The organism is Kocuria rosea (genome assembly GCF_023715525.1).
GTDB lineage: Bacteria > Actinomycetota > Actinomycetes > Actinomycetales > Micrococcaceae > Kocuria > Kocuria rosea_A.
Map to the genome: position 1 here is coordinate 18375 of NZ_JAMBOG010000024.1, position 26274 is coordinate 44648.

At 73.8% G+C, this 26274-nt stretch carries 28 protein-coding genes and 1 pseudogene; 16 read left to right on the forward strand and 13 right to left on the reverse strand.

Annotated elements, in window-relative coordinates:
* Nucleotides 1-321 precede the first annotated feature (321 nt).
* The 5 genes from M3185_RS14380 to M3185_RS14400 all read left to right on the forward strand — a co-directional run bounded on the left by M3185_RS14380 (nucleotide 322) and on the right by M3185_RS14400 (nucleotide 4544).
* A complete protein-coding gene (locus tag M3185_RS14380; protein WP_251334367.1) occupies nucleotides 322-780 on the forward strand; it encodes a hypothetical protein in 459 nt (152 codons plus the stop codon).
* Between the two features lie 160 nt (nucleotides 781-940).
* On the forward strand, nucleotides 941-2476 hold the full coding sequence (locus tag M3185_RS14385; RefSeq protein ID WP_251334368.1) for an MFS transporter: 1536 nt from the start codon (nucleotides 941-943) through the stop codon (nucleotides 2474-2476).
* 204 nt (nucleotides 2477-2680) lie between these two features.
* Nucleotides 2681-3475 carry a ferritin-like domain-containing protein gene (locus tag M3185_RS14390; protein WP_251334369.1) on the forward strand — a complete coding sequence of 265 codons (795 nt, stop codon included), beginning with the start codon at nucleotides 2681-2683 and terminating at the stop codon, nucleotides 3473-3475.
* Complete coding sequence (locus M3185_RS14395) at nucleotides 3472-4311, forward strand: hypothetical protein (RefSeq protein ID WP_251334370.1); 840 nt, start codon at nucleotides 3472-3474, stop codon at nucleotides 4309-4311. The genes M3185_RS14390 and M3185_RS14395 overlap by 4 nt, the downstream gene beginning before the upstream one ends.
* Before the next feature lie 62 nt (nucleotides 4312-4373).
* Nucleotides 4374-4544 (forward strand): hypothetical protein, encoded by a 171-nt coding sequence (locus M3185_RS14400; RefSeq protein WP_251334395.1) that lies wholly within the window; start codon nucleotides 4374-4376, stop codon nucleotides 4542-4544.
* Here M3185_RS14400 and M3185_RS14405 read toward each other — a convergent pair.
* Together M3185_RS14405 and M3185_RS14410 are read right to left on the reverse strand one after the other, a co-directional pair.
* A pseudogene (locus tag M3185_RS14405) lies at nucleotides 4520-4999 on the reverse strand (YcnI family copper-binding membrane protein); the annotation flags it as partial. The gene M3185_RS14400 and the pseudogene M3185_RS14405 overlap by 25 nt on opposite strands.
* Before the next feature lie 89 nt (nucleotides 5000-5088).
* The gene (locus tag M3185_RS14410) at nucleotides 5089-5694 is read right to left on the reverse strand and encodes a hypothetical protein (protein ID WP_251334371.1); all 606 of its coding nucleotides are present in this window, start codon (nucleotides 5692-5694) and stop codon (nucleotides 5089-5091) included.
* A gap of 174 nt (nucleotides 5695-5868) precedes the next feature.
* On the opposite strand from M3185_RS14410, the gene M3185_RS14415 reads away from it, so the two are divergent.
* Nucleotides 5869-6486 carry a GNAT family N-acetyltransferase gene (locus M3185_RS14415; RefSeq protein WP_251334372.1) on the forward strand — a complete coding sequence of 206 codons (618 nt, stop codon included), beginning with the start codon at nucleotides 5869-5871 and terminating at the stop codon, nucleotides 6484-6486.
* Nucleotides 6487-6613: 127 nt separating this feature from the next.
* Here the strand turns inward: M3185_RS14415 and M3185_RS14420 are convergent, their stop codons facing one another.
* The gene (locus M3185_RS14420) at nucleotides 6614-7204 is read right to left on the reverse strand and encodes a CDP-alcohol phosphatidyltransferase family protein (RefSeq protein ID WP_251334373.1); all 591 of its coding nucleotides are present in this window, start codon (nucleotides 7202-7204) and stop codon (nucleotides 6614-6616) included.
* 272 nt (nucleotides 7205-7476) lie between these two features.
* Here M3185_RS14420 and M3185_RS14425 point away from each other — a divergent pair, with 272 nt between their 5' ends.
* Both M3185_RS14425 and M3185_RS14430 read left to right on the forward strand, forming a co-directional pair.
* Complete coding sequence (locus M3185_RS14425) at nucleotides 7477-9015, forward strand: SulP family inorganic anion transporter (protein ID WP_251334374.1); 1539 nt, start codon at nucleotides 7477-7479, stop codon at nucleotides 9013-9015.
* Between the two features lie 153 nt (nucleotides 9016-9168).
* On the forward strand, nucleotides 9169-9603 hold the full coding sequence (locus M3185_RS14430; RefSeq protein WP_251334375.1) for a VOC family protein: 435 nt from the start codon (nucleotides 9169-9171) through the stop codon (nucleotides 9601-9603).
* Nucleotides 9604-9639: 36 nt separating this feature from the next.
* On the opposite strand, the gene M3185_RS14435 is transcribed toward M3185_RS14430, so the two are convergent.
* Genes M3185_RS14435 through M3185_RS14445 form a run of 3 tightly spaced genes read right to left on the reverse strand, consistent with a single transcriptional unit; the run spans nucleotide 9640 to nucleotide 10907 of the window.
* Nucleotides 9640-10191 (reverse strand): DinB family protein, encoded by a 552-nt coding sequence (locus tag M3185_RS14435; RefSeq protein WP_251334376.1) that lies wholly within the window; start codon nucleotides 10189-10191, stop codon nucleotides 9640-9642.
* A 9-nt stretch (nucleotides 10192-10200) separates the two neighbouring features.
* Nucleotides 10201-10377 carry a hypothetical protein gene (locus M3185_RS14440; RefSeq protein WP_251334377.1) on the reverse strand — a complete coding sequence of 59 codons (177 nt, stop codon included), beginning with the start codon at nucleotides 10375-10377 and terminating at the stop codon, nucleotides 10201-10203.
* The gene (locus tag M3185_RS14445) at nucleotides 10374-10907 is read right to left on the reverse strand and encodes a hypothetical protein (protein ID WP_251334378.1); all 534 of its coding nucleotides are present in this window, start codon (nucleotides 10905-10907) and stop codon (nucleotides 10374-10376) included. Before M3185_RS14445 ends, M3185_RS14440 begins: the two co-directional genes overlap by 4 nt.
* A gap of 93 nt (nucleotides 10908-11000) precedes the next feature.
* Here M3185_RS14445 and M3185_RS14450 point away from each other — a divergent pair, with 93 nt between their 5' ends.
* Together M3185_RS14450 and M3185_RS14455 are read left to right on the forward strand one after the other, a co-directional pair.
* The gene (locus tag M3185_RS14450) at nucleotides 11001-11714 is read left to right on the forward strand and encodes an HAD family hydrolase (RefSeq protein ID WP_251334379.1); all 714 of its coding nucleotides are present in this window, start codon (nucleotides 11001-11003) and stop codon (nucleotides 11712-11714) included.
* Nucleotides 11711-12370: an HAD family hydrolase gene (locus tag M3185_RS14455; RefSeq protein ID WP_251334380.1), complete on the forward strand. Its 660-nt coding sequence runs from the start codon at nucleotides 11711-11713 to the stop codon at nucleotides 12368-12370. The genes M3185_RS14450 and M3185_RS14455 overlap by 4 nt, the downstream gene beginning before the upstream one ends.
* Nucleotides 12371-12519: 149 nt before the next feature.
* Here M3185_RS14455 and M3185_RS14460 read toward each other — a convergent pair whose 3' ends face one another.
* Entirely contained in the window at nucleotides 12520-14058 is a 1539-nt protein-coding gene (locus M3185_RS14460; RefSeq protein WP_251334381.1) for a DEAD/DEAH box helicase, read from the reverse strand.
* A gap of 389 nt (nucleotides 14059-14447) precedes the next feature.
* Between M3185_RS14460 and M3185_RS14465 the strand changes: the two genes are divergently transcribed.
* Nucleotides 14448-14843 carry a hypothetical protein gene (locus tag M3185_RS14465; RefSeq protein WP_251334382.1) on the forward strand — a complete coding sequence of 132 codons (396 nt, stop codon included), beginning with the start codon at nucleotides 14448-14450 and terminating at the stop codon, nucleotides 14841-14843.
* A 171-nt stretch (nucleotides 14844-15014) separates the two neighbouring features.
* On the opposite strand, the gene M3185_RS14470 is transcribed toward M3185_RS14465, so the two are convergent.
* Nucleotides 15015-15887, reverse strand: a complete 873-nt coding sequence (locus M3185_RS14470) for a D-hexose-6-phosphate mutarotase (RefSeq protein WP_251334383.1) — start codon at nucleotides 15885-15887, stop codon at nucleotides 15015-15017.
* Nucleotides 15888-15979: 92 nt separating this feature from the next.
* On the reverse strand, nucleotides 15980-17425 hold the full coding sequence (locus tag M3185_RS14475) for an alanine/glycine:cation symporter family protein (protein WP_251334384.1): 1446 nt from the start codon (nucleotides 17423-17425) through the stop codon (nucleotides 15980-15982).
* Between the two features lie 184 nt (nucleotides 17426-17609).
* Here M3185_RS14475 and M3185_RS14480 point away from each other — a divergent pair, with 184 nt between their 5' ends.
* Nucleotides 17610-18218 (forward strand): LOG family protein, encoded by a 609-nt coding sequence (locus tag M3185_RS14480; protein WP_251334385.1) that lies wholly within the window; start codon nucleotides 17610-17612, stop codon nucleotides 18216-18218.
* Nucleotides 18219-18222: 4 nt separating this feature from the next.
* Nucleotides 18223-19050, forward strand: coding sequence for a tRNA (guanosine(46)-N7)-methyltransferase TrmB (gene trmB, locus M3185_RS14485; RefSeq protein ID WP_251334386.1), 828 nt, complete (start codon nucleotides 18223-18225; stop codon nucleotides 19048-19050).
* Nucleotides 19051-19171: 121 nt separating this feature from the next.
* Here the strand turns inward: trmB and M3185_RS14490 are convergent, their stop codons facing one another.
* From M3185_RS14490 to dnaK, 4 genes are all read right to left on the reverse strand, one after another.
* Entirely contained in the window at nucleotides 19172-19621 is a 450-nt protein-coding gene (locus M3185_RS14490; RefSeq protein ID WP_251334387.1) for a heat shock protein transcriptional repressor HspR, read from the reverse strand.
* 1 nt (nucleotide 19622) lies between these two features.
* A complete protein-coding gene (locus M3185_RS14495) occupies nucleotides 19623-20630 on the reverse strand; it encodes a DnaJ C-terminal domain-containing protein (RefSeq protein ID WP_251334388.1) in 1008 nt (335 codons plus the stop codon).
* A 140-nt stretch (nucleotides 20631-20770) separates the two neighbouring features.
* A complete protein-coding gene (locus tag M3185_RS14500; protein ID WP_374238525.1) occupies nucleotides 20771-21403 on the reverse strand; it encodes a nucleotide exchange factor GrpE in 633 nt (210 codons plus the stop codon).
* Nucleotides 21400-23256, reverse strand: coding sequence for a molecular chaperone DnaK (gene dnaK / locus M3185_RS14505; protein WP_251334390.1), 1857 nt, complete (start codon nucleotides 23254-23256; stop codon nucleotides 21400-21402). Before dnaK ends, M3185_RS14500 begins: the two co-directional genes overlap by 4 nt.
* A 294-nt stretch (nucleotides 23257-23550) precedes the next feature.
* Here dnaK and M3185_RS14510 point away from each other — a divergent pair, with 294 nt between their 5' ends.
* The 3 genes from M3185_RS14510 (at nucleotide 23551) to M3185_RS14520 (ending at nucleotide 26146) form a co-directional block, all read left to right on the forward strand.
* A complete protein-coding gene (locus M3185_RS14510) occupies nucleotides 23551-24144 on the forward strand; it encodes a uridine kinase family protein (RefSeq protein WP_251334391.1) in 594 nt (197 codons plus the stop codon).
* A gap of 28 nt (nucleotides 24145-24172) precedes the next feature.
* Entirely contained in the window at nucleotides 24173-25066 is an 894-nt protein-coding gene (locus M3185_RS14515; protein ID WP_251334392.1) for an aminotransferase class IV, read from the forward strand.
* A gap of 114 nt (nucleotides 25067-25180) precedes the next feature.
* Nucleotides 25181-26146, forward strand: a complete 966-nt coding sequence (locus M3185_RS14520; RefSeq protein ID WP_251334393.1) for an IS481 family transposase — start codon at nucleotides 25181-25183, stop codon at nucleotides 26144-26146.
* Nucleotides 26147-26274 lie beyond the last annotated feature (128 nt).

Below are 26274 nucleotides of genomic sequence, written 5' to 3' on the forward strand. Positions count from 1 at the left end.
GGCACGGGGATCCCGTCGTCGGGCGGGGCGGCGTGGCATCCCTCACCGTCGGTGCCGGAACCTGGGCCTGACCTGGTCCTCCGCTCGCCGGCCGCGCGGTGTGACCAATCAGATAGTGCCTTGACTGGGGAGTACGGCCCCGTCCGCCGGAAAATGGAGAGGAAGGCGCGAGCGACGCCGGACCCGCGCGGCAGTCAGGCACTGCCCGGGACCCGGCATGCCGCACCGGCGCCCCGTGCGGATCCGGGCGCCGGGCCAGGCCCGTCGACAGCCGCCTCCGCCTGCCTCCCTCCCCTACTTCCGCGCGTCAGGAGCATCCTCATGAGCTCGCAGCAGTCCCTCGACGACCACGACCGCACCCGCACCGCTCCCGTCCCCGTGCGGGTCTTCGACGACGTGGCCGACACCCCCTGGACCCCCGCCCCGCGGTGGTGGAACCACCCCATGACGGTCGCCGTGACCGCCACGCTGTGCGCGTGCGTGCTCACGGTCGTCCCCTCCCTTCCCCCCATGACCGGGTTCCTCGTCGCCCTCACCGGCTACGTCGCCGCCCTCGGCCTCGCGATCAGCCGCTGGTGGTGGTCGACCAGCCGTGACCGCGCCGGCGCGGAGGCCGCGTGGGTCGCCGGCCAGAGCGGCTACGCGCTGTCGGTCGCCGAGGGCGCGCTGCGCTGGACCGACGAGGACGGGACCAAGTCGGCCCGGCTCGACCACCACCGCGGCGGGTGGCGCCTGAGCCTCTACGACGTCCACGCCCCGGTCCTCCAGCACGGCGCCTGAGCGCACGCCGCCCGGCGCCGGCCGGGTGCCCCGCGCCGGTGGGCCCCCGGGACCGGCGCCGGGAACCATCAGGGGACTGCGCACTCCGCTAGGGTGGACGGCTGGTCCGTGCGGCTCCGCGCCGCCGACCGTGCCCGTGCCCCCGACGGAAGACAGCTCCATGCCGACACAGACCTCCCAGCCGCCCCACCAGCCGCACCCCCGAACCAGCGCTCCCGCGGCCCGGACCCGCCCGAGATCGCGCCGCTTGCGCGTGAGCGACGTGAACGTCGTCGACGAGCGGATGCTGCGCCGGGCGGTCGCGGGAACGGTGGTGGGCAACGCCATGGAGTGGTACGACATCGGCGTGTACGGCTACCTCGCCGTCACCATGGGACAGGTGTTCCTCTCGGACGCCGAGAGCTCCGTGCAGGTCCTCTTCTCGCTGGGCGTCTTCGCCGCCACGTTCATCGCCCGCCCGCTGGGCGGGGTGTTCTTCGGACGCCTGGGCGACCGGCTGGGCCGGCAGAAGGTGCTGGCGACCACGCTGATCCTGATGGCCGCGTCCACGTTCCTGATCGGCGCCCTGCCCGGCTACGCCACCCTCGGGTTCCTCGCCCCGGTCCTGTTGCTGGTGCTCAAGCTGCTGCAGGGCTTCTCCACCGGCGGTGAGTACGCCGGCGCCACCACGTTCGTCAGCGAGTACGCCCCCGACAAGCGGCGCGGCTTCCTCGCCAGCATCCTCGACCTCGGCAGCTACCTGGGCTTCGCCGCCGGCGCCGCCGTGGTCTCCGTCCTGCAGCTGAGCCTCACCGACCAGGCCATGCTCGAGTGGGGCTGGCGGATCCCCTTCCTGGCCGCGGGTCCGCTGGGCCTGATCGCCGTCTACTTCCGGCTGAAGATCGAGGAGTCCCCCGCCTTCCAGGCCACCCTGGACGCCCAGGAGTCGTCGAACGGCCAGGACGCGGACGGCGTCGCCCACGGCACCGTCTCGCTGGTGCGCACCTACTGGCGGCAGATCACGCTGGCGGTCGTGCTGGTGGCCGCGGCCAACACCGTCGGCTACGCCCTCACCTCCTACATGCCGACCTACCTCACCGACGCCATGGGCTACGACCCGGTGCACGGGACGCTGCTGACGATCCCCGTGCTGGTGGGCATGTCCCTGTGCATCCCGCTCGCCGGCCGCCTGTCGGACCGGATCGGGCGCCGCCCGGTGCTGTGGCTCGGAGCCGGGTGCACCATCGTGCTCTCCCTGCCGGCCTTCCTGCTCATCGGAGTGGGCGAGGTGTGGACCACCCTGGCCGGCCTGGCGCTGATCGCCCTGCCGGTGACCTTCTACGTCGCGAACCTGGCCTCCGCCCTGCCGGCGCTGTTCCCCACGGCCAGCCGCTACGGCGGCATGGGCATCGCCTACAACTTCGCCGTCGCGATCTTCGGGGGCACCGCCCCGCTGATCATCGAAAGCCTCATCCAGCTCACCGGCAACGAGCTCATGCCGGCGTTCTACCTGATGTTCACGTCGGTGGCCGGAGCGATCGCGATCTGGTTCATGCACGAGTCCGCCAACCGGCCCCTGCCCGGGTCGCTGCCCAGCGTGGCCACCGAGCAGGAGGCGCACGACCTGGTCGAGACCCAGGACTCCAACCCGGACCTGGACGTCGCGGCGCTGCCGCTGCCGCCCGAGCCGGAGGCCGCGGCGTCCAGGGCGCGGTGAGCCGGGACCGGATGGCAGGAGCCGCCGCGGACGACGTCCGCGGCGGCTCCTGCCATCACGGCCCGTCCCCGGGGCCGCACCGGGGGGGGCGGCCCGGCACGGCGGCGGGGAGAACTCGTGGTGCCTCGACCCGTCCGGCACCCCGCCGGCTCCGAACTCCTGGTGACACGGCAGGCACGCACCCGGAGCAGGGAGAAAGACACCATGGCTTTCGACATCGACAGATACGCCCGCGAGTCCGTGAGCATGAACTGGGAGGACCTGGGGCTGGAGGCGTTCCGCGACGATCCGCTGCCCCCGGACACCCTGCGCACGCTGCGCTACATGTGCGACATCGAGTTCCACACCGTGTGCTATCTGCGGGACATGCTCGTCAGCCCCTCCCGACGGGACCCCGAGGTCAGCACCTTCATGACCATGTGGAACCACGAGGAGTTCTGGCACGGGGAGGCGCTGGCCCACGTCCTGGCGCTGCACGGCGTCACCGTCGCCTTCGACGAGGTCAAGGCCAGGCGGGTCAAGCTCGGCTGGCGCGACCGGATCAGCCCGGTCAAGCAGTCCGTGCTCTCGAACCTCGTCGGCAAGGACTTCGTCGCGGTCCACATGCTCTGGGGCGCGGTGAACGAACGGTCGGCCCACGCCGGGTACAAGCGGCTGGCCGCCCTCGAGGACCACCCCGTGCTGGCCCCCCTGCTGCGGCGCATCGCTGCCCAGGAGACCAAGCACATCGCCTTCTACACCACGCAGGCCCGCGCCCGGCTGGAGGAGAGCCCCAAGGCGCAGAAGCTGGCCCGTCTCGCGCTGCGCACGGCGTGGCAGCCCGTCGGGTCCGGGGTCTCGGACGAGGACGAGGTCACCCACGTGATGGCCCACCTGTTCTCCGGCCCGGAGGGGCGCAAGGAGATCGAGGCCATCGACCGGCAGATCGCGAAACTGCCGGGGATGGAGGGACTCACCGTCGTCGCCGACGCCATGGACGCCCGGGGCGTGCCGGCATGAGCGCCGGCAGCGGCTTCGACGTGCGCGCCTACATGCGCGCCCCGCACGTCCTGCGCCCGTCGCACCTCGACCCGCAGGCCGTGCCCACGCCCGCCCCCGCGACGCTCGCGACGTTGGCGCACCTGTGGTGCGCCGAACGCGGCCTGCTGGGGCGTCTGCGGGACGTCCTGCTCACCCCCACCCATGCCGAGTCGCGGGTGACCGCCTTCCTCACCACGTGGTCCTACGAGCAGTACTGGCTGGCCGAGACCCTGCGCGCGGTCCTGGCCGCCCACGGCCCCGCCCCGCAGGAACCGGCGGACACGGTTCCCGGAGGGCTGCTGCGCGCGTGGGACGAGCGGCTGCGGCCCACCGTGGACGCGGTCGGCACCAACCTCCTGGGCGCGGACGTCACCGGCGCGCACATGGTCACCAGCTGGCTGGACACCGCCGTCCTGGCCCTGCACTACCGCCGGCTGGGCTCGGCCGAGCCGGCGCTGGGCGAGCTGACCGGTGCCGTGGCCGCCCTCAAGGAGCGGCACCTGGCGTTCTACACCGAGGAGGCCGCGACCCGCCTGGCCGCCCGCGCGGGCGCACGCCGGATCGCCCGGGTCGCGACCGCGCGGTGGTCCTGGCCGGGCACCCGCTACGCCGGGCCCGCACCGGCCCGGGCCGGTGCGGGCCTCCTGCTCGCCGACCCGGCGTGCCGCGCCCGCGTGGCCGCGATCGACAGCGGCGCCGCCGCGTTCCCGGGCCTGGCCGGGATCCGCCCGGTGCGCACCGCGCTCGGGCGCCTGGCGCCCCGGTCCGCCGAGGGTCCCGCGCACGCGGTGCGCGGGACCCTCGTGCTGCCCTGACCCCGCCCGCGGCCAGGCCGAGCAGGCCGGCGACCAGCGCCGCCCGGCCCAGCGCGGTGCCGGTGGACGCCTCCTGCGAGACGGTCTCCTGCGCGCCGGCCGCCGGCGTGGTGCCGTGGTCGTGGCCCGTCTCCTCGGCGGCGGTGGTGGTCAGCGAGGGGGCCGGGTGCTGCGGCTCCTCCTGGCCCTCGACGGCGGGCTCCTCCCAGGCCACGGTCCGTCCGTCGGTGTAGCTCTGGGTCACCGGCAGGAGGATCTCGGTCCCCTCGGCCGGCAGCGGGCCCACCGAGATGGTGAAGGTCTGGAACTCGCCCGGGCCGATCGTGTGCTCCTCGTCCGCGGTCCAGGTGATCGTGGAGACCGCCTCCGTGATGGCGCCCTCCCCGACGGTGGCGGGGCTCGCCAGCTCCTCCTCGGCGAGCTCGGCGGTCCAGCCCTCGACGGGCCTCACGCGCACGGAGGCGAAGGGCGTGCCGGCGGGCAGCTCCAGCTCGAGCTTGTTCGTGGAGGCCGTGTCGGACTCGTTGGGCACCGAGAAGGTGACCTGCGTGTAGCCCCCGGCCGCCGTGGTGGTCGAGGTGGCCGTCACGTGGGCGGCGGCCGGGGACAGCCCGAGGGCCGTCAGCCCGGCCGCGACCGAGAGGGCGCCGGCGCCCTTGACCAGGCGCGCGGTGGTGGTGTTCGTCATGGGAGTGCCTTTCAGCTCCGCCCCGGGGATCCCGGGGCGCGTAGGAAGTTCAGGGGGCAGCAGGGGCGCCCGTCGCGGAGCCGGCGGGCTCACGCCCGCCCGGTCTCCCACGGGCCCGCCGGGACGGGCGGTCCGCGCCCGCGCTCCGGGGACAGGCCCCGCCACACCGGTGCGGGAGGCTCCGGCGGGGGCGGGCAGGGCCTCGGGGTCCCGAGCGGCAGCCGGGGCGGGCGGGACGGGGCGAGCAGGGGCCGCAGCCACTCCAGGGCCCACCACAGGCCGGCCTCGGCCCGGGACAGCAGCACCGCGGTGACCGCGGCCGCCAGGACGTGCCCGCCGAGCATGGCCAGCCCCGGCCCCGTCAGCTCGTGGCCCCCGGCTCCGGGGGCCAGCCCCGGCAGGCACGACGGGGCGGCGGGATCCACCGGGTGGCTGTGCCCGCCGGCGGAGCAGGCCGTGGGGGCGGAGAGCACGGTGAACGCCTCGTGCAGGCCCAGCTGGGCGATGCCCACGGTCGCCAGCATCCGGGCCGGCGTCAGCCGGTGCCCGGCCAGCCAGGCCACCGGGCCCAGCACGCACGACGCCACACCGAGCAGGAGGAGCGGGGGCGGGAGGGTGCCGCCGCCGAGCAGGTGACCCGCGACGGCCAGGGAGGTCACGGTGGCCGTCACGAGCAGCGCTCGGAGCAGTCGCACAGGGGCACGCCGCCTCATCCGCTGCCCTCCACCGTGCGCGTCACCAGGTCCGGCGGGAACTCGCACCGGTCCCGCCCCCACGAACCTACCCGCAGCCCGCCGCAGCGGGAAAAGCGGCCCCGTGCACTCCCGGGCACGGGGCCCCGGCCGGAGGGCCTTCGCTAGCCTGGCGGCATGGACTTCCTCGCGATCCCCACGCTCACCGGTGCCCTCACCACGCTCGAACCGCTGGCGCCCGAGCACGCCGGGGAACTGGCCCAGGCGGTCGCGGAGGAGGACCTGCACGAGCTCTGGTACACCCGCCTGCCCTCCCCCGGGGGGATGGTCGCCGAGATCGAGCACCGGCTGGACCGGCACGCCGCAGGCCAGGTGGTGCCCTGGACGATCCGCCGCACCAGTGACGGCCGGGCCGTCGGCATGACGACGTTCCTCAACATCCGTCCCGACCACCGGCGCCTGGAGATCGGCTCCACCTGGATCGCCCCGTCCGCCCAGGGCACGGGGGTCAACACCGAGGCCAAGCTGCTGCAGCTGGCCCACGCCTTCGAGACCCTGGGCTGCATCGCCGTGGAGTTCCGCACGCACTGGCACAACCAGCGCTCCCGCCGCGCCATCGCCGCCCTGGGTGCCAAGCAGGACGGGGTGCTGCGCAACCACGACCTGTGGCGTGACGGGACCGTGCGCGACGTCGTCGTCTTCTCCGTCATCGACCGCGAGTGGCCCACCGTGCGGCTGTCCCTGACCGAGAAGCTGCGGGCCCGACGGGCACGGGCGGTGCCCCCCGCGCCCTGAGCAGGCCCCGCCCCGGCGCCTGCGGTCCCCGGGGGACGGCCCTGCTCGTCCCGCGCCGCCAGGACGGCGCCGCCCGCGTTCCGGCGCGGGCGGTGCCGTTTCGGTGCGCCGGTGCGCCGCGACGGTGCTATCCGGGCGGGGCCTGCCGGCCGGTGACCTGGCGGAAGTACTGCACGCCGGCCACCACGTGCAGCACGGCGGCGACCTGGACCAGGACCCGGCCGACGTCGACCACCGTGGCGCTGGAGAACGCGGGGCCCGCGAGGATGAGCACGGACCCGACCATCAGCGCCGCGGTCTTGACCTTGCCGGCCTTCGTCACGCGCAGCGCGCCGAACGAGCTGTACCGCCACGCGGCGATGCCCACCACGACGTCCACGGCGACGACGACGACGAGCACCCACCAGGGGAAGAGCCCCACGACGCTCGCGGCGACCGCGATCGCCACGGTCCCCAGGCGGTCGGCGATGGGATCCATGATCTCCCCGACCCGGCTGCGCTGGTTCAGGGCCCGGGCCAGGACGCCGTCGACCCAGTCGGTCAGGGAGAAGGAGGCGACCAGCACCAGGGCACGGACGGGCTCGTCCTGGATGTCCAGGACGGCGAACACGGCCGGGACGATGAGGCAGAAGCGCACCACCGAGACGACGTTCGGCAGCGTGAGCCGGCGGTGGTAGTACGGCGACTCCACCGGCTCGGCCGTGTCCTGGTGCTCCATGGGTCCGCCCCGTTCCTCCCGCCGTGCCGCGCGGACCGGTCGGGGCCGCGCAGGCCCTGCTTCCGAGGGTAGGCCATGGGCCGCGCGCTCCGCCCGTCCGCGCCCGTCGGCGACGCCGGGCAGACCCGGCACCTTCCCCCGGCGCCGCTCCGGCGCCGGTCCGGTTGCGTCCTCCTCGCCCTTGTCGTCGTTGTCGTCGATGCTCACCTGAGGCTAGGGTTCGATGGGCCCGCGGCCCGCCCCGCCCTCCCCTCGTCCCCAGGAGCTCCTGCATGTCCGCTGTCGCAGCGAACCGCCCGGTGGGCGGCCCCCACGCCCCCTCGCCGGAGCAGCGGCAGTCGGTGCGGGCCACGCTGAGGAATCCCCGGTGGTTGAAGACCGAGGTCCTGGCCGGGCTGGTGGTGGCCCTGGCCCTGATCCCGGAGGCGATCGCGTTCTCGGTCATCGCCGGGGTCGACCCCCGGCTGGGGCTGTTCGCGTCCTTCACCATGGCGGTGACCACCGCCGTCCTGGGCGGGCGCCCGGCGATGATCTCCGCGGCCACCGGGGCGGTGGCCCTGGTGATCGCCCCGCTGGTGGCCTCCCACGGGCTGGACCACTTCATCGCCGCCGTCATCCTCGCCGGGGTCCTCCAGGTCGTCCTCGCCCTGATCGGCGCTGCGAGGTTGATGCGCTTCGTGCCCCGGTCGGTGATGGTCGGCTTCGTCAACGCCCTGGCCATCCTGATCTTCACCTCCCAGGTGCCCGAGCTGATCGGGGTGCCCTGGGCGGTGTACCCCCTGACGGCCCTGGGGCTGCTCATCGTGTTCGTCTTCCCGAAGCTCACCACCGTGGTGCCGGCACCGCTGGTGGCCATCGTGGTGATCACCGCCATCGTGGTGCCCCTGGGCCTGGAGGTGCCCACCGTCGGGGACAAGGGCGAACTGCCGGACTCCCTGCCCTCCCTGGTCCTGCCCGACGTGCCCTTCACCCTGGAGACGCTGCGGATCATCGCCCCCTACGCCCTGACCATGGCGCTGGTGGGGCTGCTGGAGTCGCTGATGACCGCCAAGCTCGTCGACGACGTCACCGACACCGGCTCGGACAAGACCCGCGAGTCCTGGGCCCAGGGCGTGGCCAACGTCGTCACCGGGTTCTCCGGGGGCATGGGCGGGTGCGCGATGATCGGCCAGACCATGATCAACGTGCGCGCCTCCGGAGCCCGCACCCGGATCTCCACGTTCCTGGCCGGGATCTTCCTGCTCATCCTCGTCGTCGCCCTGGGCGAGGTCGTCGCCGCCATCCCCATGGCCGCGCTGGTGGCGGTCATGGTCTTCGTCTCCTGGGCCACCTTCGACTGGCACTCCATCCGCCCCTCCACCCTCGCCCGGATGCCCGTGGCGGAGACCCTGGTGATGGCCTCCACCGTCGCCGTGACGGTGTGGACCCACAACCTCGCCCTGGGCGTGGTGGTCGGGGTGCTCGTGGCGATGGTCGCCTTCGCCCGCCGGGTCGCCCACCTGGTCTCGGTGGACCGGACCGTCGAGCAGCGCGACGGGAAGGACACCGCCGTCTACACCGTCCACGGGGAGCTGTTCTTCGCCTCCTCCAACGACCTCTACACGATGTTCGACTACGCCAACGACCCGCAGCAGGTCCTCATCGACCTCACCGGCTCCCACCTGTGGGACGCCTCCACCGTCGCCGCCCTGGACTCGGTCACCGACAAGTACGCCCGCTACGGCAAGGACGTGCGCATCGTGGGCCTGAACCAGCCCAGCCGCCGGATGCGGGCACGCCTGTCCGGGACGCTCCACACCGGCGGCCGCTGAGCCCGGGGCGAGCGCTCCGCCGAGCGTGCCCGACCGCCCGCGGGCGGCGGGGCGGCGCCGCCCCTGCCGCCGAGGGGCGGCCGCGCCCTACGCTGGGCCGTCAGGCGCCCCGCGCCCTCGTCCCGGCCCGATGCGAGACCCCAGGAGCCCGCCATGGATCCCCGCGTCCACTTCGTCACCCTCGCCACCCCGGACCTCGACGCCGCCCGGGACTTCTACGGGCGCGGACTGGGCTGGGCGCCCCTGCTCGACGTCCCCGGGGAGATCCTGTTCTTCCAGGTGGCGCCCGGCCAGGTGCTCGCCCTGTTCGACGCCGCGAAGTTCGCCGCGGACCTCGGTCGTCCCGCCGGCGTGCCGGCCGGTGCGTCCGGGGTGACGCTCGCGCACAACGTGGGCGGACCCGACGAGGTGCGCGCCGTGGTCGAGGCGATGGCGGCCGCGGGCGGGACCGTGCTCACGTCCCCGCGGCCCGGGGCCTTCGGTGGCGTCTTCCACGCCCACGTCGCGGATCCCAACGGGGTCGTGTGGGAGATCGCGCACAACCCGGGGTGGCGCGTCGACGACGACGGGACCGTGCACCTGGGCTGACCGCCCGCCGGGGTGCGCCGGGACCTCCCCGCCGGCTCAGCCGCGGACGTCGAAGCGCAGGTGGTGCTCGACGTCGTGCAGGAAGTAGGCGGCGAAGCTCGCCACGGTGAAGTCCTTGCCGTCGCCGCGGCGGCCGGGCCGGGACCACTGCTCGTCGCCGACGGCGTCGAAGGCGTCCGCCGTGGCGCGCAGCTCCTGGGCCAGCTGCCCGGAGACCTCGTAGGGGTCCTGCAGGTTGTATCGGTCCGCGACCGCGTCGGCGTCCTGGTCCCAGGCGGGGAAGACGGGGTCCTCCTCGGTGAGCATGAGCCGCAGCCGCTCCCGGAACACGCGGCAGAGGTCGCGGACGTGGCACGCGTACTCGAGCGGGGACCACGTGCCCGGCCGGGGACGGTCCGTCATGCCGAGCCGGTCGAGGACCGCGGCCCACCGCTCGGTCGTGGCGCGCACGCGCTCTCCCGTGGTCGTGACGTCGAACCCCGGGTCGAAGCCGCAGTCGGCGCACCCCTCGGTGAGGACCACGGTCCAGTCCTTGGTCTCGGTCGGAACGGGCGAGGTGTCGGGGATCTCGGGTCGCTCGGCGCTCATGCGGCCAATCTACCGGGACGTCCGCCGGGTGCCGAGAGGCAGGAGCCGGGACGGGCGGCGCCTCCCGGCCACCGCGGCCATGAGCGAGGTGAACGCCATGAGGGCGGCGCTGAGGAGCAAGGACTGCCGGCCGTCGAGGCGGACCAGCCCCGCGCCCGGCCCGGCGAGGCGGGCCGGGCCGCTCACCACCCCTGCCGGTCCAGGATCTCGTCCTCGGTGAGCGGTTCCCCGCGCTGGATGCGCCGGGTCCGGCGCCGGTCGGCCGCCGCGAGGACCAGGGCGGCGCTCGCCGCCACGAACGAGAGGATGCCGAGGGTGTTGGCGAACCCGGCGGACAGCCCCAGCAGCCCGGGGCCGGTGACCCGGGTGAGGAGGGAGGCGCCGGTGCCGCCGACCCGGTCGGGCAGCACCGCCCCGAACGCGAGGACGACCCCCCACGCCGTGAGCGTCGTGAGCGTCGAGCGCAGGGACGCGGCGGCCGGCGCGTGCGCCCGGGCGTCCCCGCGCAGGACCACGGCCGCGGCCGCGAGCAGGACGGTCAGCGGGGCCGCGAGCAGCGCGGCGTAGAGGAGCACGAGGTCCCCGGCCGCACCGGCCAGCCCGCGACCGGCGGCGACCCAGACGCCGAGCACGAGCGCCGCCGGCAGCGCGAGGACGGGGACGGCCCGCTGCACGCCCGAGGAGCGGCGCGGGACGGGGTCGAGGGGTGCGTGCACGCGCGCCAGTCTACGTCCGGCCCCGCGCGCCCGGCCCGGGCCTGCCGGGCGCGGGCCGGGGGCCCGGGAGGACGCCCCGCTAGGCTGGAGCACATGTCGTCCCCCGCCTTCCCGCACGCCGTCCTCTTCGACCACGACGGCACCCTCGTCGACACCGAGCCCCTGTGGGACCGCGCCAAGCAGAACCTCGCCGCCGAGCACGGCCTGGTCTGGACCCCCCAGGACACCGACGCGACCCTGGGCCGGCCGGTCGCCGAGACGATTTCCCGGATGCAGCGGATCGGGGTGCCGCTCGACGACCGCGCCCTGTTCCAGGCGGTCTTCGAGCACAGCATCCGGGTCCTGGAGGGCGCGGAGCTGTCCTTCATCGAGGGCGTGGAGGCCCTGCTGCAGGACCTGGCGGCCGCGGGGATCCCGGCGGCCATCGTCACCAACGCGACCTCCGCGATGGCCCGGCACACCGCGTCCATGGCCCCGGCAGGCCTGTTCCGGGTCCTGATCGGCACCGACGAGTACGCGCAGGGCGTGCGGCTCAAGCCCGATCCGGACGCCTACCTGACCGCCGCGCGGCGGCTCGGGGTGGATCCCGCCCGGTGCGTCGTGGTCGAGGACTCCCCCGCGGGGGCGGCCGCGGGCGTCGCGGCGGGCATCCCCACGGTCGTGGTCCCCGGCGAGCAGCCCGTCGAGCCCGGCGCCGGCGTGCTGCACCTGTCCTCCCACCGGGAGCTCACCCTGGAGCTGCTGCGGTCCCTGGACCCGCAGGCCCCGTCGTCGCCCTTCCACCCCGCCCAGGAGGCCCGCCCGTGAGCTCCCCCGGATTCCCCGCCGCCGTGCTCTTCGACCACGACGGCACCCTCGTGGACTCCGAGCCGCAGTGGGCGGTGGCCAAGCGCGCGGTCGCCGCCCGCTACGGCGTGGGGTGGAGCACGGAGGACGACCTCGCGACCCTGGGCAAGACCGTCCCCACGTCCGCGGAGCTGATGGTCCGGCGCGGCGCGGCCGGCACGGTCGAGGGCATCACCGCCGAGCTGGGGCGGGAGGTGGCGGCCGCGCTCACGGGCGAGGTGCCGTTCCTGCCCGGGATGCGCGAGCTGCTGGCCGAGCTGGCGGAGGCCGGGATCCCGGGCGCGGTCGTCACCAACGCCCTCACCGTGGTCGCGGAGGGCACGGCCTCCGGGGCGCCGGGCGTGCTGGGCGTGGTCGTCTCCCAGGAGGACGTCGAGCACGCGAAGCCGCACCCGGAGCCCTACCTGCTCGCCGCCCGGCGGCTCGGCGTCGACCCGGCCCGGTGCGTGGCGGTCGAGGACTCGCAGACCGGCGCGGCCAGCGCCGCGGCCGCCGGGATGCCGGTGGTCGTGGTGCCGGGCGAGCTCACGGTGGACCCCGCGCCGGGGCTCGTGCCCGTCCGGTCCCACACCGAGGTCACGCTGGCGTTCCTGCGCTCCCTCGACCCCTCCGCCTGACGGAGCCCGTCACCGGGCCCGCGGCCGTCGCGAGGACCCGACCGCCGCGTCGAGGGCGTCCCCGGTGTCCCGGACGGCCGCGCGGGCGCACCTCCCGCTCCGGCGTGGTGCCGGTCGGCGGGTGGTGCGCCCTCGCGGACGGAGCGGGCTCAGCGCGTCGCGGCGCCCTGGGGGGCCGAGGCGCGGCGCGGGCTGCGGCTGCGGCGGCGCGCCGCCGCGGCCTGGGTGGCGCGGTCCGGCATGGACTCGGTGGAGTACGCCGGTGCTGCGGAGCGCGACGAGGCCGAGGAGCGGGACGGCGCGGAGGAGCGCGCCGGCGCCGCCGAGCGGGAGGCCGAGCCGGTGCCGGGGCGGGAGCCGCCGCGGTTGCCGCCCTCGGAGCGCTGATCGCGGGAGGCGCTGCGCGGCTGGTCGGCACGGGTCTGGCCGCCGCGGCCGCGGCCGCCGCCCGAGCGGGCGCGTCCCTGGCCGGTGCGGGCGCCGCCGGAGCGGGCGCCGCCCTGGACCTGGACGGGCTGGGGCACGTAGTCGACCTTCTCGGCGCGCTCGCCGATCAGGTCGGCGACGACCTGCGAGCCGAGGGTCACGGCGTCGAAGTCCGCCGTGACGCCGGCGGCCTTCATGAGCTGCGTGACCTCGCGGCGCTCCTCCTTGGTAGCCACCGTGACGACGGAGCCGGAGGCGCCGGCGCGGGCGGTGCGCCCCGAGCGGTGCAGGTAGGACTTGTGCTCGGTGGGCGGGTCGATGTGCACGACCAGCTCGACCTCGTCCACGTGCACGCCGCGGGCGGCGACGTCCGTGGCCACGAGCACGCGCACCTCACCGGCGGAGAACTGGGCGAGGTTGCGGTCCCGGGCGTTCTGCGACAGGTTGCCGTGCAGGTCCACGGCGGGGATGCCCAGCTGCGTGAGCCGGCGGGCCATCTTCTTGGCGCGGTGCTTGGTGCGCGTGAACATCACGCGGCGGCCCGTGCCGGAGGCGAGGGCCTCGACGAGCTCCTGCTTCTCGTCCGCGTCCACGACGAGCACGTGGTGCTCCATGGTGGACACGGCGGCCTGCGGGGCGTCCACCGAGTGCTTGACCGGGTTGGACAGGAACTGCTTCACGAGCTTGTCCACGCCGCCGTCGAGCGTCGCCGAGAACAGCAGCCGCTGCCCACCCTGCGGGGTGCGCTTGAGGATGCGGGTCACCACGGGCAGGAAGCCCATGTCGGCCATGTGGTCGGCCTCGTCGATGACCGTCACCCGGACGTCGTCCAGGGTGAGGACGTTCTGCTTGAGCAGGTCCTCGAGGCGGCCGGGGCACGCGATGACGATGTCGGCGCCCTTGGCGAGCGCCTTCTCCTGGTTCTTCTGCGAGACGCCGCCGAAGATCACGGTGGTGGTCAGCCCGGCGGCCTCGGCCAGCGGGGCGATCGTCCGGTCGATCTGGGTGGCGAGCTCGCGGGTGGGGGCCAGGACCAGGCCGGTGGGCCGGTTCGGGCGGCGGGCGGCGCGGGCGCCGTTGCCGGTGAGCCCGGCGAGCCGGGACACCAGCGGCAGCGCGAACGCCACGGTCTTGCCGGAGCCGGTCCTGCCGCGGCCGAGCACGTCGCGCCCGGCGAGGGAGTCGGGGAGGGTCTTCTCCTGGATCGGGAACGCCGACTCGATGCCCTGCTGGGCGAGGACGGCGGAAAGGGCCTTGGGCACGCCAAGGTCGGTGAAAGTAGCCAAAACTGGGATACGTCTTTCGATCGGATGTCCCGGCAAGGGGGTAGCGCGCCGGGTTGCGCCGAATGACTCCTGGAGCCCCTAGGAGCGGGCAGAAACCGTCTGGAACGGTGCCGCGCGAAGAAGAACGGGGTGCTCGACGCCTGCCTGTTCCCCCGTCGTCGGGGCAACAGTGCCATGTGCAATACCGCCCACCCTACAGCACCGGCCGGTAACCGCTGCGGAAGTGTGGGCGAGAGCACGGTGGCGACCCCATTCGGGCCCCGCCCGGACCCGCCGGGCCGGGTTTCTCCCGGCCCGGGGAACAACGCCCCTGATAGTGTCGTTGACGTCTCCACGAGCCCGCCCCCTCCTGAAAGGACCCGACCATGAGCCTCTCCAACGCGATCCTGCGCGGCGTCTCCGGCGCCTACCTGCTCCAGTCCGGCTACGGCAAGAAGGACCTTCCCACCGAGGCCGCCGAGGGGCTCAAGCAGTTCGCCGCGACCGGCGTGCCGCAGTTCAAGGAGTGGGACGCGGACACCTTCGGCAAGTTCGTGGCGTACTCCGAGATCGGCATCGGCGCCGCCCTGCTGACCCCCTTCGTCAGCAAGCGCCTGGCCGGCCTGGCGCTCGGCGCGTTCTCCGCCGGGCTGCTGTCGCTGTACTTCAGCAACCCGGACATGACGCAGGAGGACGGCGTCCGCCCGAGCGAGGCCGGCGTGGGCCTGTCCAAGGACGTCTTCCTCGCCGCGATCGCCGCGGCCCTGGTGGTCTCCAAGTAGGGTCCTCGCCCCGCGCCGCCACGGGTGCCGCTCGTCCTGCGGGACGGGCGGCACCCGTTCTTCCGCGCCGCGGGCCGTGGCCCGGGACGCCGGAGGCGGCGGGAGGACGGCCCCGGACCCGCCCGCCGTTCCGACCGTCCGGGTCGCACCGTCCGGGTCGCACCGTCCGCGTCAGGCCGGCGACGCGCCCACGTCCCCGGCCGTGGCCTCGACCGACACCCGGTAGCCCATGGTGTGGGTCCGGCCCGGTTCCAGGTGCACGGCGTTGGCCAGGGCGTTGGCGCCCTCCACGCACACGAAGTCGGTCCAGCCGTCGCCCACGTCGGGCTGCCCGGCGGCCTTCTCCGCCCACGGGTTCCACACCACGGCGTTCGCGGAGCCGGTCCTGCGGATCCGCAGGACGCGGCCGAGCTGCTCGTCGACGACGGCGACCTCCCCGGCCGAGTCGTAGACCCGGTCGGTTTCGCCCTCGAACGTCACCTCCCCCTCCTGCACGCACCCGTCCTCGCCCGTGACCTTGTCCCGGTAGGTCGCCCCGTCCAGCCCCTGGATCCGCACGTGCCGGATGTCGCCCACCACGAAGTAGGTGTGGAGCGCCTCCTCGAAGTCGAACGCGTGGTCGTCGGTGTTGGTGACGCTCAGCTCGAGCACGAGCTCGGGCCCGAAGCGCACGACGTACTCGGCCTCGAAGCGGTGCGGGAACAGCTCCCGGTGCGCCGGGTCCGTGACGTCCGCGTCGGAGAACCCGTAGACGACCACGGCCTCGTGGTCGGAGGACTCCCGCGTCAGGACGTGCCAGGGCAGCGTCCGGGTGAAGCCGTGCTTGGGCTCCGTCCCGCCCGAGGGCCCGTCGGCGAACCACGGGAAGCAGACGGGGACGCCGCCGCGGATGGGCCGGCCCCGCTCGAGGGCCGTGCTCGGGGACAGCCACAGCACCGGGGCGTGGCCCGTGGGGATCCATTCGACGACGTGGGCGCCCTGGTCGTGGACGGCGCCGGTCGCGTCCGCGCAGGAGAAGGGGCGGGGCTCGGGGAGTGGGTTCATGCCCCCAGGCTAGACGGAGGGCCCGGCCCCCGTCAGGAGGCCGGGCCCTCGGGCGCCCGGCGGTGCGGCGGTCGGCGCCGCCGCGCCCGGGCTCAGACGCCGGTGCGCTCGTAGGAGTCGATCGCCCCGGGGTGGCCCTCCATGAAGGCGTCGACCTGCCGGCGGTCGGCGCGCAGCTTCGGGTCGTTGCTCAGATAGTGCTTGGTCTCGCGGGCGACGAGGCCCGAGAGGATGAGCAGGCCGATGAGGTTGGGGATCGCCATCAGGCCGTTCATGACGTCGGCGAAGTTCCACACGACCGCCAGCGGGACGGTGCAGCCCACGTAGACGACCAGGGAGAACACCACGCGGTAGGGCATCACCGCGGCACGGCCGAAGAGCCGCTCCATGCACCGCTCGCCGTAGTAGGCCCAGCCGAGGATCGTGGAGTAGGCGAACATCACGAGGCCGACGGTGACGACGACGTGCCCCCACTGGCCGGGCAGGCCGTGCGTGAACGCGTCACCGGTCATGGTCGCGGCGAACTCCCCGCCCTGCTCCCACACGCCGGTGGTGACGATGACCAGGCCGGTGCAGGAGACCACGATGATGGTGTCGATGAAGGTCTGGGTCATGGAGACCAGGCCCTGGCGGACCGGGTGGGTGGTCTGCGCGGCGGCGGCGGCGATGGCCGCGGAGCCCATGCCGGACTCGTTGGAGAAGATGCCGCGGGCCACGCCGTAGCGCACGGCCAGGGCCAGGGTGGAGCCGATGAACCCGCCCGTCGCGGCGGTGCCGGTGAACGCGTCCGTGAAGACGAGGACCAGCGCGGCGGGGATCTCCGTCACGTTGACGATGAGGATGTAGAGCGCCCCCAGGACGTAGAACAGGATCATGACCGGCACGAAGCCGGCGGTGACCTTGCCGATGGACTTGATCCCGCCCACGAGGACCACCAGGGTCAGGACCGTGAGCACGACGCCGGTGAGCCAGGTGGGGACGCTGAAGGAGCTCTCCAGGTTCGTGGCGATGGAGTTGCCCTGGGTCATGTTGCCGATCCCGAAGGCGGCCAGGGCCGCCGCGATCGCGAAGAACAGCGCCAGGAACTTCCCGAAGCCGTTGCGGATGCCGCGCTCGAGGTAGTACTGCGGGCCGCCCGAGATCTCGCCCTTGGCGTCCTTGGTGCGGAAGCGCACGGCCAGGAACGCCTCCGAGTACTTCGAGGCCATGCCGAACAGGCCGGTGACCCACATCCAGAACAGGGCGCCGGGTCCGCCGATGGAGATCGCGGTGGCCACGCCCACGATGTTGCCGGTGCCCACGGTCGCCGCGAGCGCGGTGGTGAGGGCCTGGAACTGGGAGACGTCGCCCTCCTCGGCGCCCTCGTCCTTGCGGTCGAACAGGGCCAGGCGCAGGGCGGAGCCCAGCTTGCGGAACTGGACGCCGCCGAGGCGCACCGTCAGGTAGACGCCGGTGAGCAGCAGCAGGGGGATGAGGACGTAGGGCCCCCAGATGATGCCGCCCAGCGTGCCGAGGGCGGTCTCAATGGTCTCGAGCATGTGGTCTCCCGTGGGTGTCGGGTGGATCGGGGAAGCGGGAACGGAACGGCTGTGATATCCGTCTCAGCCGCAGGCATTGAATCACACGTTGGGCCGTGCGCCGGACACCGGCCGGCCGGAACCCCCACATTCTGGTCCCGCGCCGTTTCCCGGCTGTTACGGCCGGACCCGGGACAATGGCCCCATGAGACTCGCCGTGTACACCGGGGCCTCCTTCGGCTCCGACCCCGCGTTCACCGAGGCCGCCCGGGCCTTCGCCACCACCCTCGCCCGCCGGGGCGTGGGCGTCGTCTACGGCGGCGGCCACGTGGGCCTGATGGGCGTCGTCGCCGACGCCGCGCTCGCCGCGGGCGGGGAGGTGATCGGGGTGATGCCGCAGTCCCTGGTCGACGACGAGACCGCCCACACGGGCCTGACCGAGCTGCGGGTCGTGCGGACGATGCACGAGCGCAAGGCGGAGATGGCCGCGCTCGCCGACGGGTTCGTCGCGCTGCCCGGCGGGCTGGGCACCCTCGAGGAGATCTTCGAGGCGTGGACCTGGCTCCAGGTCGGCGTGCACGCCAAGCCGGTCGGCTTCCTCAACGTCTCGGGGTACTGGACGCCGCTGCTGGAGGCGGTGGGCTCCATGGCCGCCGCGGGGCTGGTGCGCCCGCAGTACCGGGACGCCGCGGTGGTCGCCGAGGACGCCGACGGCATCCTCGCCCGGTTCGCGACCTGGGAGGCCCCGCGCCGGCGTTGGGCGGAGCCGCCCGTGCCCGGGGCCGCCTCCGGCGCCCGGGGCCCTAGGATGTAGGGCGATGACCGAGCAGATCCCCTCCCCCGCCGAAGAACCCGCCGACGAGCCTGCGCAGGAACCCGCGCAGGCGCCCGTCCCGGGTGCCGTCCCCGAGGCGTTCCACCGCCAGCCGTACTCCTTCGTCCGCCGCGGCGACCGCCTCACCGCCCGCCGGCAGAAGGCCTGGGACGACTGGGCCCCCACCCGTGTGCTGGACGTGCCGCGGGTGCGCACGGACACGTCGGTGCACCCGGACCACGACTTCGACGCCGCGGCGGCCTTCGGTCGCGAGGCACCCCTGGTGGTGGAGGTCGGCTCCGGGCTGGGCGAGGCGATCGTGGCCGCCGCCGCCGCGCACCCCGAGCGCGACTTCCTGGCCGTCGAGGTGTACAAGCCCGGCATCGCGGACCTGCTGCTCAAGGCCGGGCAGGCCGGCGTGGACAACGTCCGGGTGGTGCAGGCCAACGCCCCGGAGGTCCTGGAGCACCTGCTCGGGCCGGCCTCGGTGGAGGAGCTGTGGGTGTTCTTCCCGGACCCCTGGCACAAGACGCGCCACCACAAGCGCCGGCTCGTCTCGCCCGCGTTCGCGGAGCTCGCCGCCCGCGTGCTGCGCCCGGGCGGGCTGTGGCGGCTGGCCACCGACTGGCAGGAGTACGCCGTGGTGATGCGGGAGGTCCTCGACGCCTCCCCCCGCTTCGAGAACCTCCACCCGGGGCCGCTCGCCGACGACGAGCACCCCGACGTGGGCTGGGCCCCGCGCTGGGAGGGCCGGGTCCTGACCAGCTTCGAGCGCAAGGCGCAGGAGGCCGGCCGGATCCCGCGGGACCTCACCTACCGCCGCCTGCCGTGAGCGCCGCGGCACCGGAGGGGGACGGCTTCGCCGCCGTCCCCCCAGCTGCTCCCCGCGCGGAGGCCCGGCGCGGGGGTCTGCGCGGCGTGCCTCCCAGCCCGGGCCGCCAGGCCCGGTCCTCTCAGCGCTCCTGCCGGCGCTCCGGCAGCGGGGGCCGGTAGAGCACGACGGCCTGGGAGACCTTGCGGGCGCGCGGGCGCGAGCCGCGGGCCATCCGCACGATGTCCCCCCCGACGCCGGCGGCGAAGATCCGGGAGGACTCCTCGGCCCGCTCGCGGGACTCCTCCAGCTCCTGGCTCAGCTCCGCGACCCTCGCCTGCAGCGCCGCGACCTGGTTCTCGAGCTGCAGGATCCGCCGGATGCCCTCGAGGGACACGCCCTGCTGGGAGAGCACCTGGATCTGCTGCAGCTTCTCGATGTCCCGCTGCGAGTAGCGGCGGGCCCTCCCCGGCGCCCGGGACGGCTTGACGAGGCCGAGCCGGTCGTACTGGCGCAGGGTCTGCGGGTGCATCTCGGCGATCTCCGCGGCCACGGAGATCACGAACAGCGGCTGGTCGGCGTCGAGGGCCATCTCAGACCCTGGCCTTCCGCGCCAGCTCCACCCGCGGGTCCTCGCCCGCGGTCGCCTCGGCGAACGCCCGGACGGCGGCGCGGGCCGGCTCGTCTAGCTCGGCCGGCACGTGCACCTCGACGGTGACGATCATGTTGCCCGTGCCCTTGGCGGTGGCGAAGCCGCGGCCCTTCACGCGGAAGCGCCGGCCCGACGACGTGCCCGCGGGCACCTTGAGCTTCACGGCCGCGCCGTCCAGCGTGGGCACCTCGATGGTCGCGCCCAGGGCGGCCTCCGGGAACGTGATCGGCACGGTGAGCTCGACGTCGTCCGCGCCCTCCACGCGCGTGAAGACCGGGTGGGGGCTCACGTGCACCGTGACGTAGAGGTCACCGGGCCCGCCGGGGCCGGAGTGGCCCTTGCCGGCGAGCTTGAGCTTCTGCCCGTCGCGCACGCCGCGCGGCACGCGCACCGTGGTCTCCTGGCCGTTGCCGCGGCGCAGCTTGACCGTGGTGCCCTGGACCGCGGAGCGGAACGGGATGGTGGTCTCCGTGCGGATGTCCTCGCCGCGGGCCGGCGGGGCCTGGTAGCCGCCCGGGGCGCCGTAACCGCCGGCGCCCCCGAACTGCGTGAACAGGTCCTCGAAGCCGCCGCCGCCCCCGAAGCCGCCGCCGGGGGTGCTGTAGGTGGTGCGGCGGCGTCCGCCGCCGCCGCTGAAGAGGTCGCCGAAGAGGTCCTCGAAGTTCGCGGACCCGCCGCCGCCACCGGGGCCGCCCGCGGTGAAGCGGGCGCCGGAGCCCATGGCGCGGATCGCGTCGTACTGCTTGCGCTCCTCGGGGTCGGAGAGCACGGAGTTCGCCTCCGTGATGTCCTTGAACCTCTTCTCGGCCTCCGCGTCGCCCTGGTTCTGGTCCGGGTGGTACTGGCGGGCGAGCTTGCGGTACGCCTTCTTGATGTCGGCGTCGGACGCGTCCTTGGAGACGCCGAGAATGCTGTAGAAGTCCTTGTCGATCCAGTCCTGGCTGGCCATGACGCCTCCTTTCTGGTGGGCCGGTCGGGGGCCCTGTGGACAGAGCCCGGACGGGAGTCCTGGGGTGGGTGCCGGGACGGCGAGGGGAGGCCCGCTGCCGGACCTCCCCTCCCGTCGCCCGGATCAGGCCGTGCCCGGCCTCACTCGGCGACCGCGACGGCGACCTGGGCTGGCCGCACGATGCGCTCGCCGATCTTGAAGCCGGAGCGCAGCACCATGGAGACCTGGTCGGGCTCGACCTGGCTGGTGGGCTGCTGCAGGACGGCCTCGTGGACGGTCGGGTCGAACTTCTCCCCGACGGCCCCGATGCGGGACAGGCCCTGGCGGACCAGGATCTCCTCGAGCTTGTTCGCGATGGACGCGAACGGGCCCTCCGAGAGGTCACCGGCCTGGCGGGCCGCGTCGATGTCGTCGAACACCGGCAGCAGCGCCTGCAGCAGGTCGCCCGTGACGAACGTGCGCAGCTGCTCCTTCTCGCGCGCCGTGCGGTGCTTGAAGTTCACGAACTCGGCCTGCAGCCGGCGCAGCTCCTCCAGGCGCTCCGCGGCGAGGGCGTCCGCCGCCGGCGCGCCCGCGGCCTCCGCGGACCCCGTCCGGTCGGCCGACTCGGCGTCGGAGGACTGGGGGGTGTCCAGGATGTCGTCGACGGTCAGCCCCTCCGGGCCGGCCTCGCCCCGGGGGGCCCGGTCGGCGCCGGAGTCCTGCGCGGCCTCGTCCGCGGCGCCGGGCGCCGGGTTCTGGTCGGGATCGGGTGTGGGGTCGGCCATGCTCACTTCTTCTCGTTCTCGTCGTCGACGACCTCGGCGTCGACGATGTCCTCGTCGCCGGCCGCGCCCGTGGCACCCGCACCGGGGGCACCCTCCGCGCCGTCGGCGGAGGGCTGCGCGTAGAGCGCCTCGCCGAGCTTGGTCTGGGACTGCTGCAGCTTCTCGTAGGCCGACTTCACGGCGTCGTCGTCCTCGCCCTCGAGCGCCTTCTTCAGGGCGTCGACGTCGCCGCGCACCTCGGACTTGACGTCCTCGGGCAGCTTCTCGTCGTTGTCCTTCAGCAGCTTCTCGATGGAGTAGGCCTGCTGCTCCGCGTTGTTGCGCAGGTCGGCGGCCTCGCGGCGCACCCGGTCGGCCTCGGCGTTGGCCTCGGCGTCCTTGACCATGCGCTCGATGTCCTCCTTCGACAGCGACGAGCCGCCGGTGATGGTCATCGACTGCTCCTTGCCGGTGCCCTTGTCCTTGGCGGACACGTGCACGATGCCGTTGGCGTCGATGTCGAAGGTGACCTCGATCTGCGGCATGCCGCGCGGGGCCGGGGCGATGCCGGTCAGCTCGAACGTGCCCAGGTTCTTGTTGTCCCGGGTGAACTGGCGCTCGCCCTGGAAGACCTGGATGGACACGGACGGCTGGTTGTCCTCGGCGGTGGTGAAGGTCTCGGAGCGCTTGGTCGGGATGGCCGTGTTGCGCTCGATGAGCTTGGTCATCACGCCGCCCTTGGTCTCGATGCCCAGCGACAGCGGGGTCACGTCGATCAGCAGCACGTCCTTGCGGTCGCCCTTGAGCACGCCGGCCTGGATGGCGGCGCCGACGGCGACGACCTCGTCCGGGTTCACGCCCTTGTTGGGCTCCTTGCCGGCGAGACGCTGCACGGTCTCGGCGACGGCGGGCATGCGGGTCGAGCCGCCGACGAGGACCACGTGGTCGATGTCCGCCACGGAGATCCCGGCCTCGGCGATGACGTCCTTGAACGGCTTCTCGGTGCGCTCCAGGAGGTCACGGGTGAGCTCCTCGAACTTGGCGCGGGTGAGGCGCTCGTCCAGGTGCACCGGGCCCTCGGGGGTCACGGAGAGGTACTGCAGGGAGATGTTGGTGCTGGTCGCGGAGGACAGCTCCTTCTTGGCCTGCTCGGCGGTCTCCTTGAGGCGCTGGAGGGCGATCTTGTCCTTGGACAGGTCCGCCCCGGTCTTGGACCGCACCTGCGACAGCAGCCAGTCGACGATGCGCTGGTCCCAGTCGTCGCCGCCCAGGCGGTTGTCACCGGCGGTGGCGCGGACCTGGATGGTCGAGAACTGGTCCTCGTCCTTGCCGACCTCCAGCAGGGAGACGTCGAAGGTGCCGCCGCCGAGGTCGAAGACGAGGATGAGCTCGTCCTCCTTGCCCTTCTCCAGGCCGTAGGCGAGCGCCGCGGCGGTGGGCTCGTTGACGATGCGCAGGACGTTCAGGCCCGCGACCTCGCCGGCCTCCTTGGTGGCCTGGCGCTCGGCGTCGTTGAAGTACGCCGGGACGGTGATCACGGCGTCGGTGACCTTGTCGCCGAGGTAGGACTCGGCGTCGGTCTTGAGCTTCATGAGGATGCGTGCGGAGATCTCCTGCGGGGTGTACCGCTTGCCGTCGATCTCCTTGGTCCAGTCGGTGCCCATGTGGCGCTTGACGGAGGCGATGGTGCGCTCCACGTTGGTCACGGCCTGGCGTTTGGCGATGTCGCCGACGAGGGTCTCGCCGTCCTTGGAGAAGGCGACGACCGAGGGGGTGGTGCGGTTGCCCTCCGCGTTGGCGATGACGGTGGGCTCGCCGCCCTCGAGCACCGCCACGCAGGAGTTGGTGGTGCCGAGGTCGATTCCTACTGCACGGGACATGCGGGTGTTCTCCTTCGTGTCGAGCTGTACCGGGCGGGCCGGGGGCCCGGGACCCGGAGGTCTCACTGCTTGAGTTTTCCTGGCTCAAGTCTGTCACATGAGCGCCGATTGTCAACCTAAGTTGAGTCGGGTCCGCTCAATTCAGGGGTCCGTCCCCGTCGACGGCCCCCGCTCTTCCCGACGGCGCGCGGCCCGGCTTACAATGCCCGCTATGTATCCGATCGCACCCGTGCGCGTGGACGGCCCCCGACGTCCGCGCGCGGTCGCCGCCCGCCCCCGGGGACGCGACCGCAGGTGATCGACGTCGACCTCCAGCTGGACCCGGCGCTCGCCGCGTCCAACGCCGCAGGCATCGACCTGGCCCGCCTGCTCCCCAGCCCGAGCCGCCGCCCCTATCTCGTCGGCCTCGACGGCCGCTCGGGCGCCGGCAAGACCACCCTCGCCGAGCAGCTGTGCACGGTGCTGCGGCCCGTCCGGGACGTCACCGTCTTCCACCTGGAGGACCTCTACCCCGGCTGGGACGGGCTCGAGGCCGGGACCCGCGCCTACGTCGAGACCGTCCTGGCCCCGCTGCGGGAGGGCCGCGACGCCGAGTGGACGGCCTGGGACTGGATGACCGGCACCCCCGGCACCCCGCGGCTGACCCGCGTGGCCGAGGTCGTGGTGCTCGAGGGCGTGGGCGCCTGCAGCGCCGCGGCCCGCGAGCTGCTGGACGTCTCGGTGTGGGTGGAGCTGCCCACGGCCCTGCGCTACGACCGGGCCCTGAGCCGGGACGGCCACTACTACGCCAAGCACTGGGACCGGTGGGCGGCCCAGGAGGAGGCCTACCTCGCGGAGGACCCCGTGTGGGACCGGGTCGACATCCTGCACCCGGGCCCCGTGAGCTGAACGACCGGACGCACCGACAGGAGAGCCCGTGACCAGCACCGTCGTCGTCCTCGACGCCGCCCGCCCCGAGGGGGCCCTGGTCGACCCGGCCGTCCCGCTCGTGCGGATCGACGACCAGGGCCTCACCCGCGGGGACGGGGTGTTCGAGACCATGCGCGCCGTCGACGGTCGGGTGCAGAAGTTCGAGGCCCACTACCAGCGCCTGACCGCCTCCGCCCGGCTGGCGCAGCTGCCGGTGCCGGACGCGGCGGTGTACCGGGCGGCGGCCGGGCTGGCCCTCGCCCACGCCGCCCCCGGCGGGGAGGGCGGTCTCGGCGCGGAGCACAGCGTGAAGATCGTGGTCAGCCGCGGCACCCCCGAGGACGGCCCCTGGTCGTGGATCGCGGTGACCCCCGTGCCGGAGTCCACGTTCCGTCAGCGCCGCGAGGGCGTCGACGCGGTCCTGCTGCCGCGTGGGCACGACCCCGCCCAGGACGCCGGGTACCCGTGGCTGCTGCCCGGCGCCAAGACCCTCTCCTACGCCGTCAACATGGCCGCCCTGCGCCACGCCCGCTCGCTCGGGGCGGACGAGGCGGTCTTCACCGCGGAGGACCGGCGGGTGCTGGAGGGGGCGACGTCCTCGGTGATCTGCGCCCGCGTGCGCGAGGGCGCGCGCACGCTCGTGACGCCCGAGCCCTCGCACGGGATCCTCCCCGGGACCACCCAGGCCAAGATCTTCGCGGCCGCCCGCCGGGACGGCTGGGAGCTCGGCTACGGGCCGCTGTACCCCGCGGACCTCATGACGGCGGACGCCGTGTGGCTCGTCTCCAGCGTGCGCCTGGCCGTGCCGGTGCGCCGGCTCGACGCGCAGCCGCTGCCGGTGGACCCGCAGCTCACCCGCCTGGTCACCGCCTGGGTCACCGGGGACGCCCCGGCCAGCTGAGGGCCTAGGTGTAGTTCCCAGGGAGGTTGTGATCAGCGTGGCGTGAGCACATGAGGCGAGGACCTCCGGTATCGAAGGGGTTACCACACCTTCCTCGACCCACCGGAGGTCCTCGTGACTCACCCTAATGCCCCGTTGACCCCCACCGGCCGGCTGCGGCTGGCCCGTACGATCGTCGAGGACGGATGGACGGTGCGCCGGGCCGCTGAACGCTTCCAGTGCGCCCCGGCCACCGCCGCCAAATGGGCCGCCCGCTACCGGGCCGGGGAACCCATGACCGACCGCTCCTCCCGCCCGCACACCAGCCCCCGGCAGACACCCCGTCGGGTCGAGCGGCGGATCCTGGCCCTGCGGGTCACCCGCCGGTGGGGCCCGCACCGGATCGGTTACCACCTGGGCCTGGCCCACTCCACGGTCGGGCAGGTGCTGGCCCGCCACCGGGCGCCGCTGTTGGCTCACCTGGACCAGGTCACCGGCCTGCCGGTGCGCCGGCCGGCGGTGGTGCGCTACGAGCACGAGAAGCCCGGGGACCTGGTGCACGTGGATGTGAAGAAACTCGGGCGGATCCCCAACGGTGGCGGGCACCGGGTGCTGGGCCGGGAGGCGGGGCGGAAGAACAATCCGCGCACCGGGCTGGGGTATGCGTTCTTGCACCACGCCGTGGATGACCACTCGCGGCTGGCGTACTCGGAAATCCTCGCCGATGAGCGCAAGGAGACCGCCGCGGGCTTCTGGACCCGCGCCAGCGCGTTCTTCGCCGGTCACGGGATCACCGTGGCGAGGGTGCTCACTGACAACGGTGCCTGCTACCGCTCTCACGACTTCCGGAACGCGCTGGGGCCAGCGGTGGCGCACAAACGCACCCGCCCCTATCGGCCCCAGACCAACGGCAAGGTCGAGCGGTTCAACCGCACCCTGGCCGCCGAGTGGGCCTATGCCCGGCCCTACAGTTCAGAACAGGCCCGGGCGGCCGCCTACCCGGACTGGGTGCATCACTACAATCACCACCGACCCCACACCGGCATCGGAGGCCTCGTCCCCGCAGCCCGCGTTCACAACCTCCCTGGGAAATACACCTAGGTGTACTGCCCAGGGTGGTTGGTTGAGGTGCGGCGACTTATCTGCGCTGGTTGATGCATGAGGAGGGCCTCCTGCGTTGGAGTGGAAGTGTCTAGGTTCCGCATCCGACGAGGAGGCCCTCGATGTCC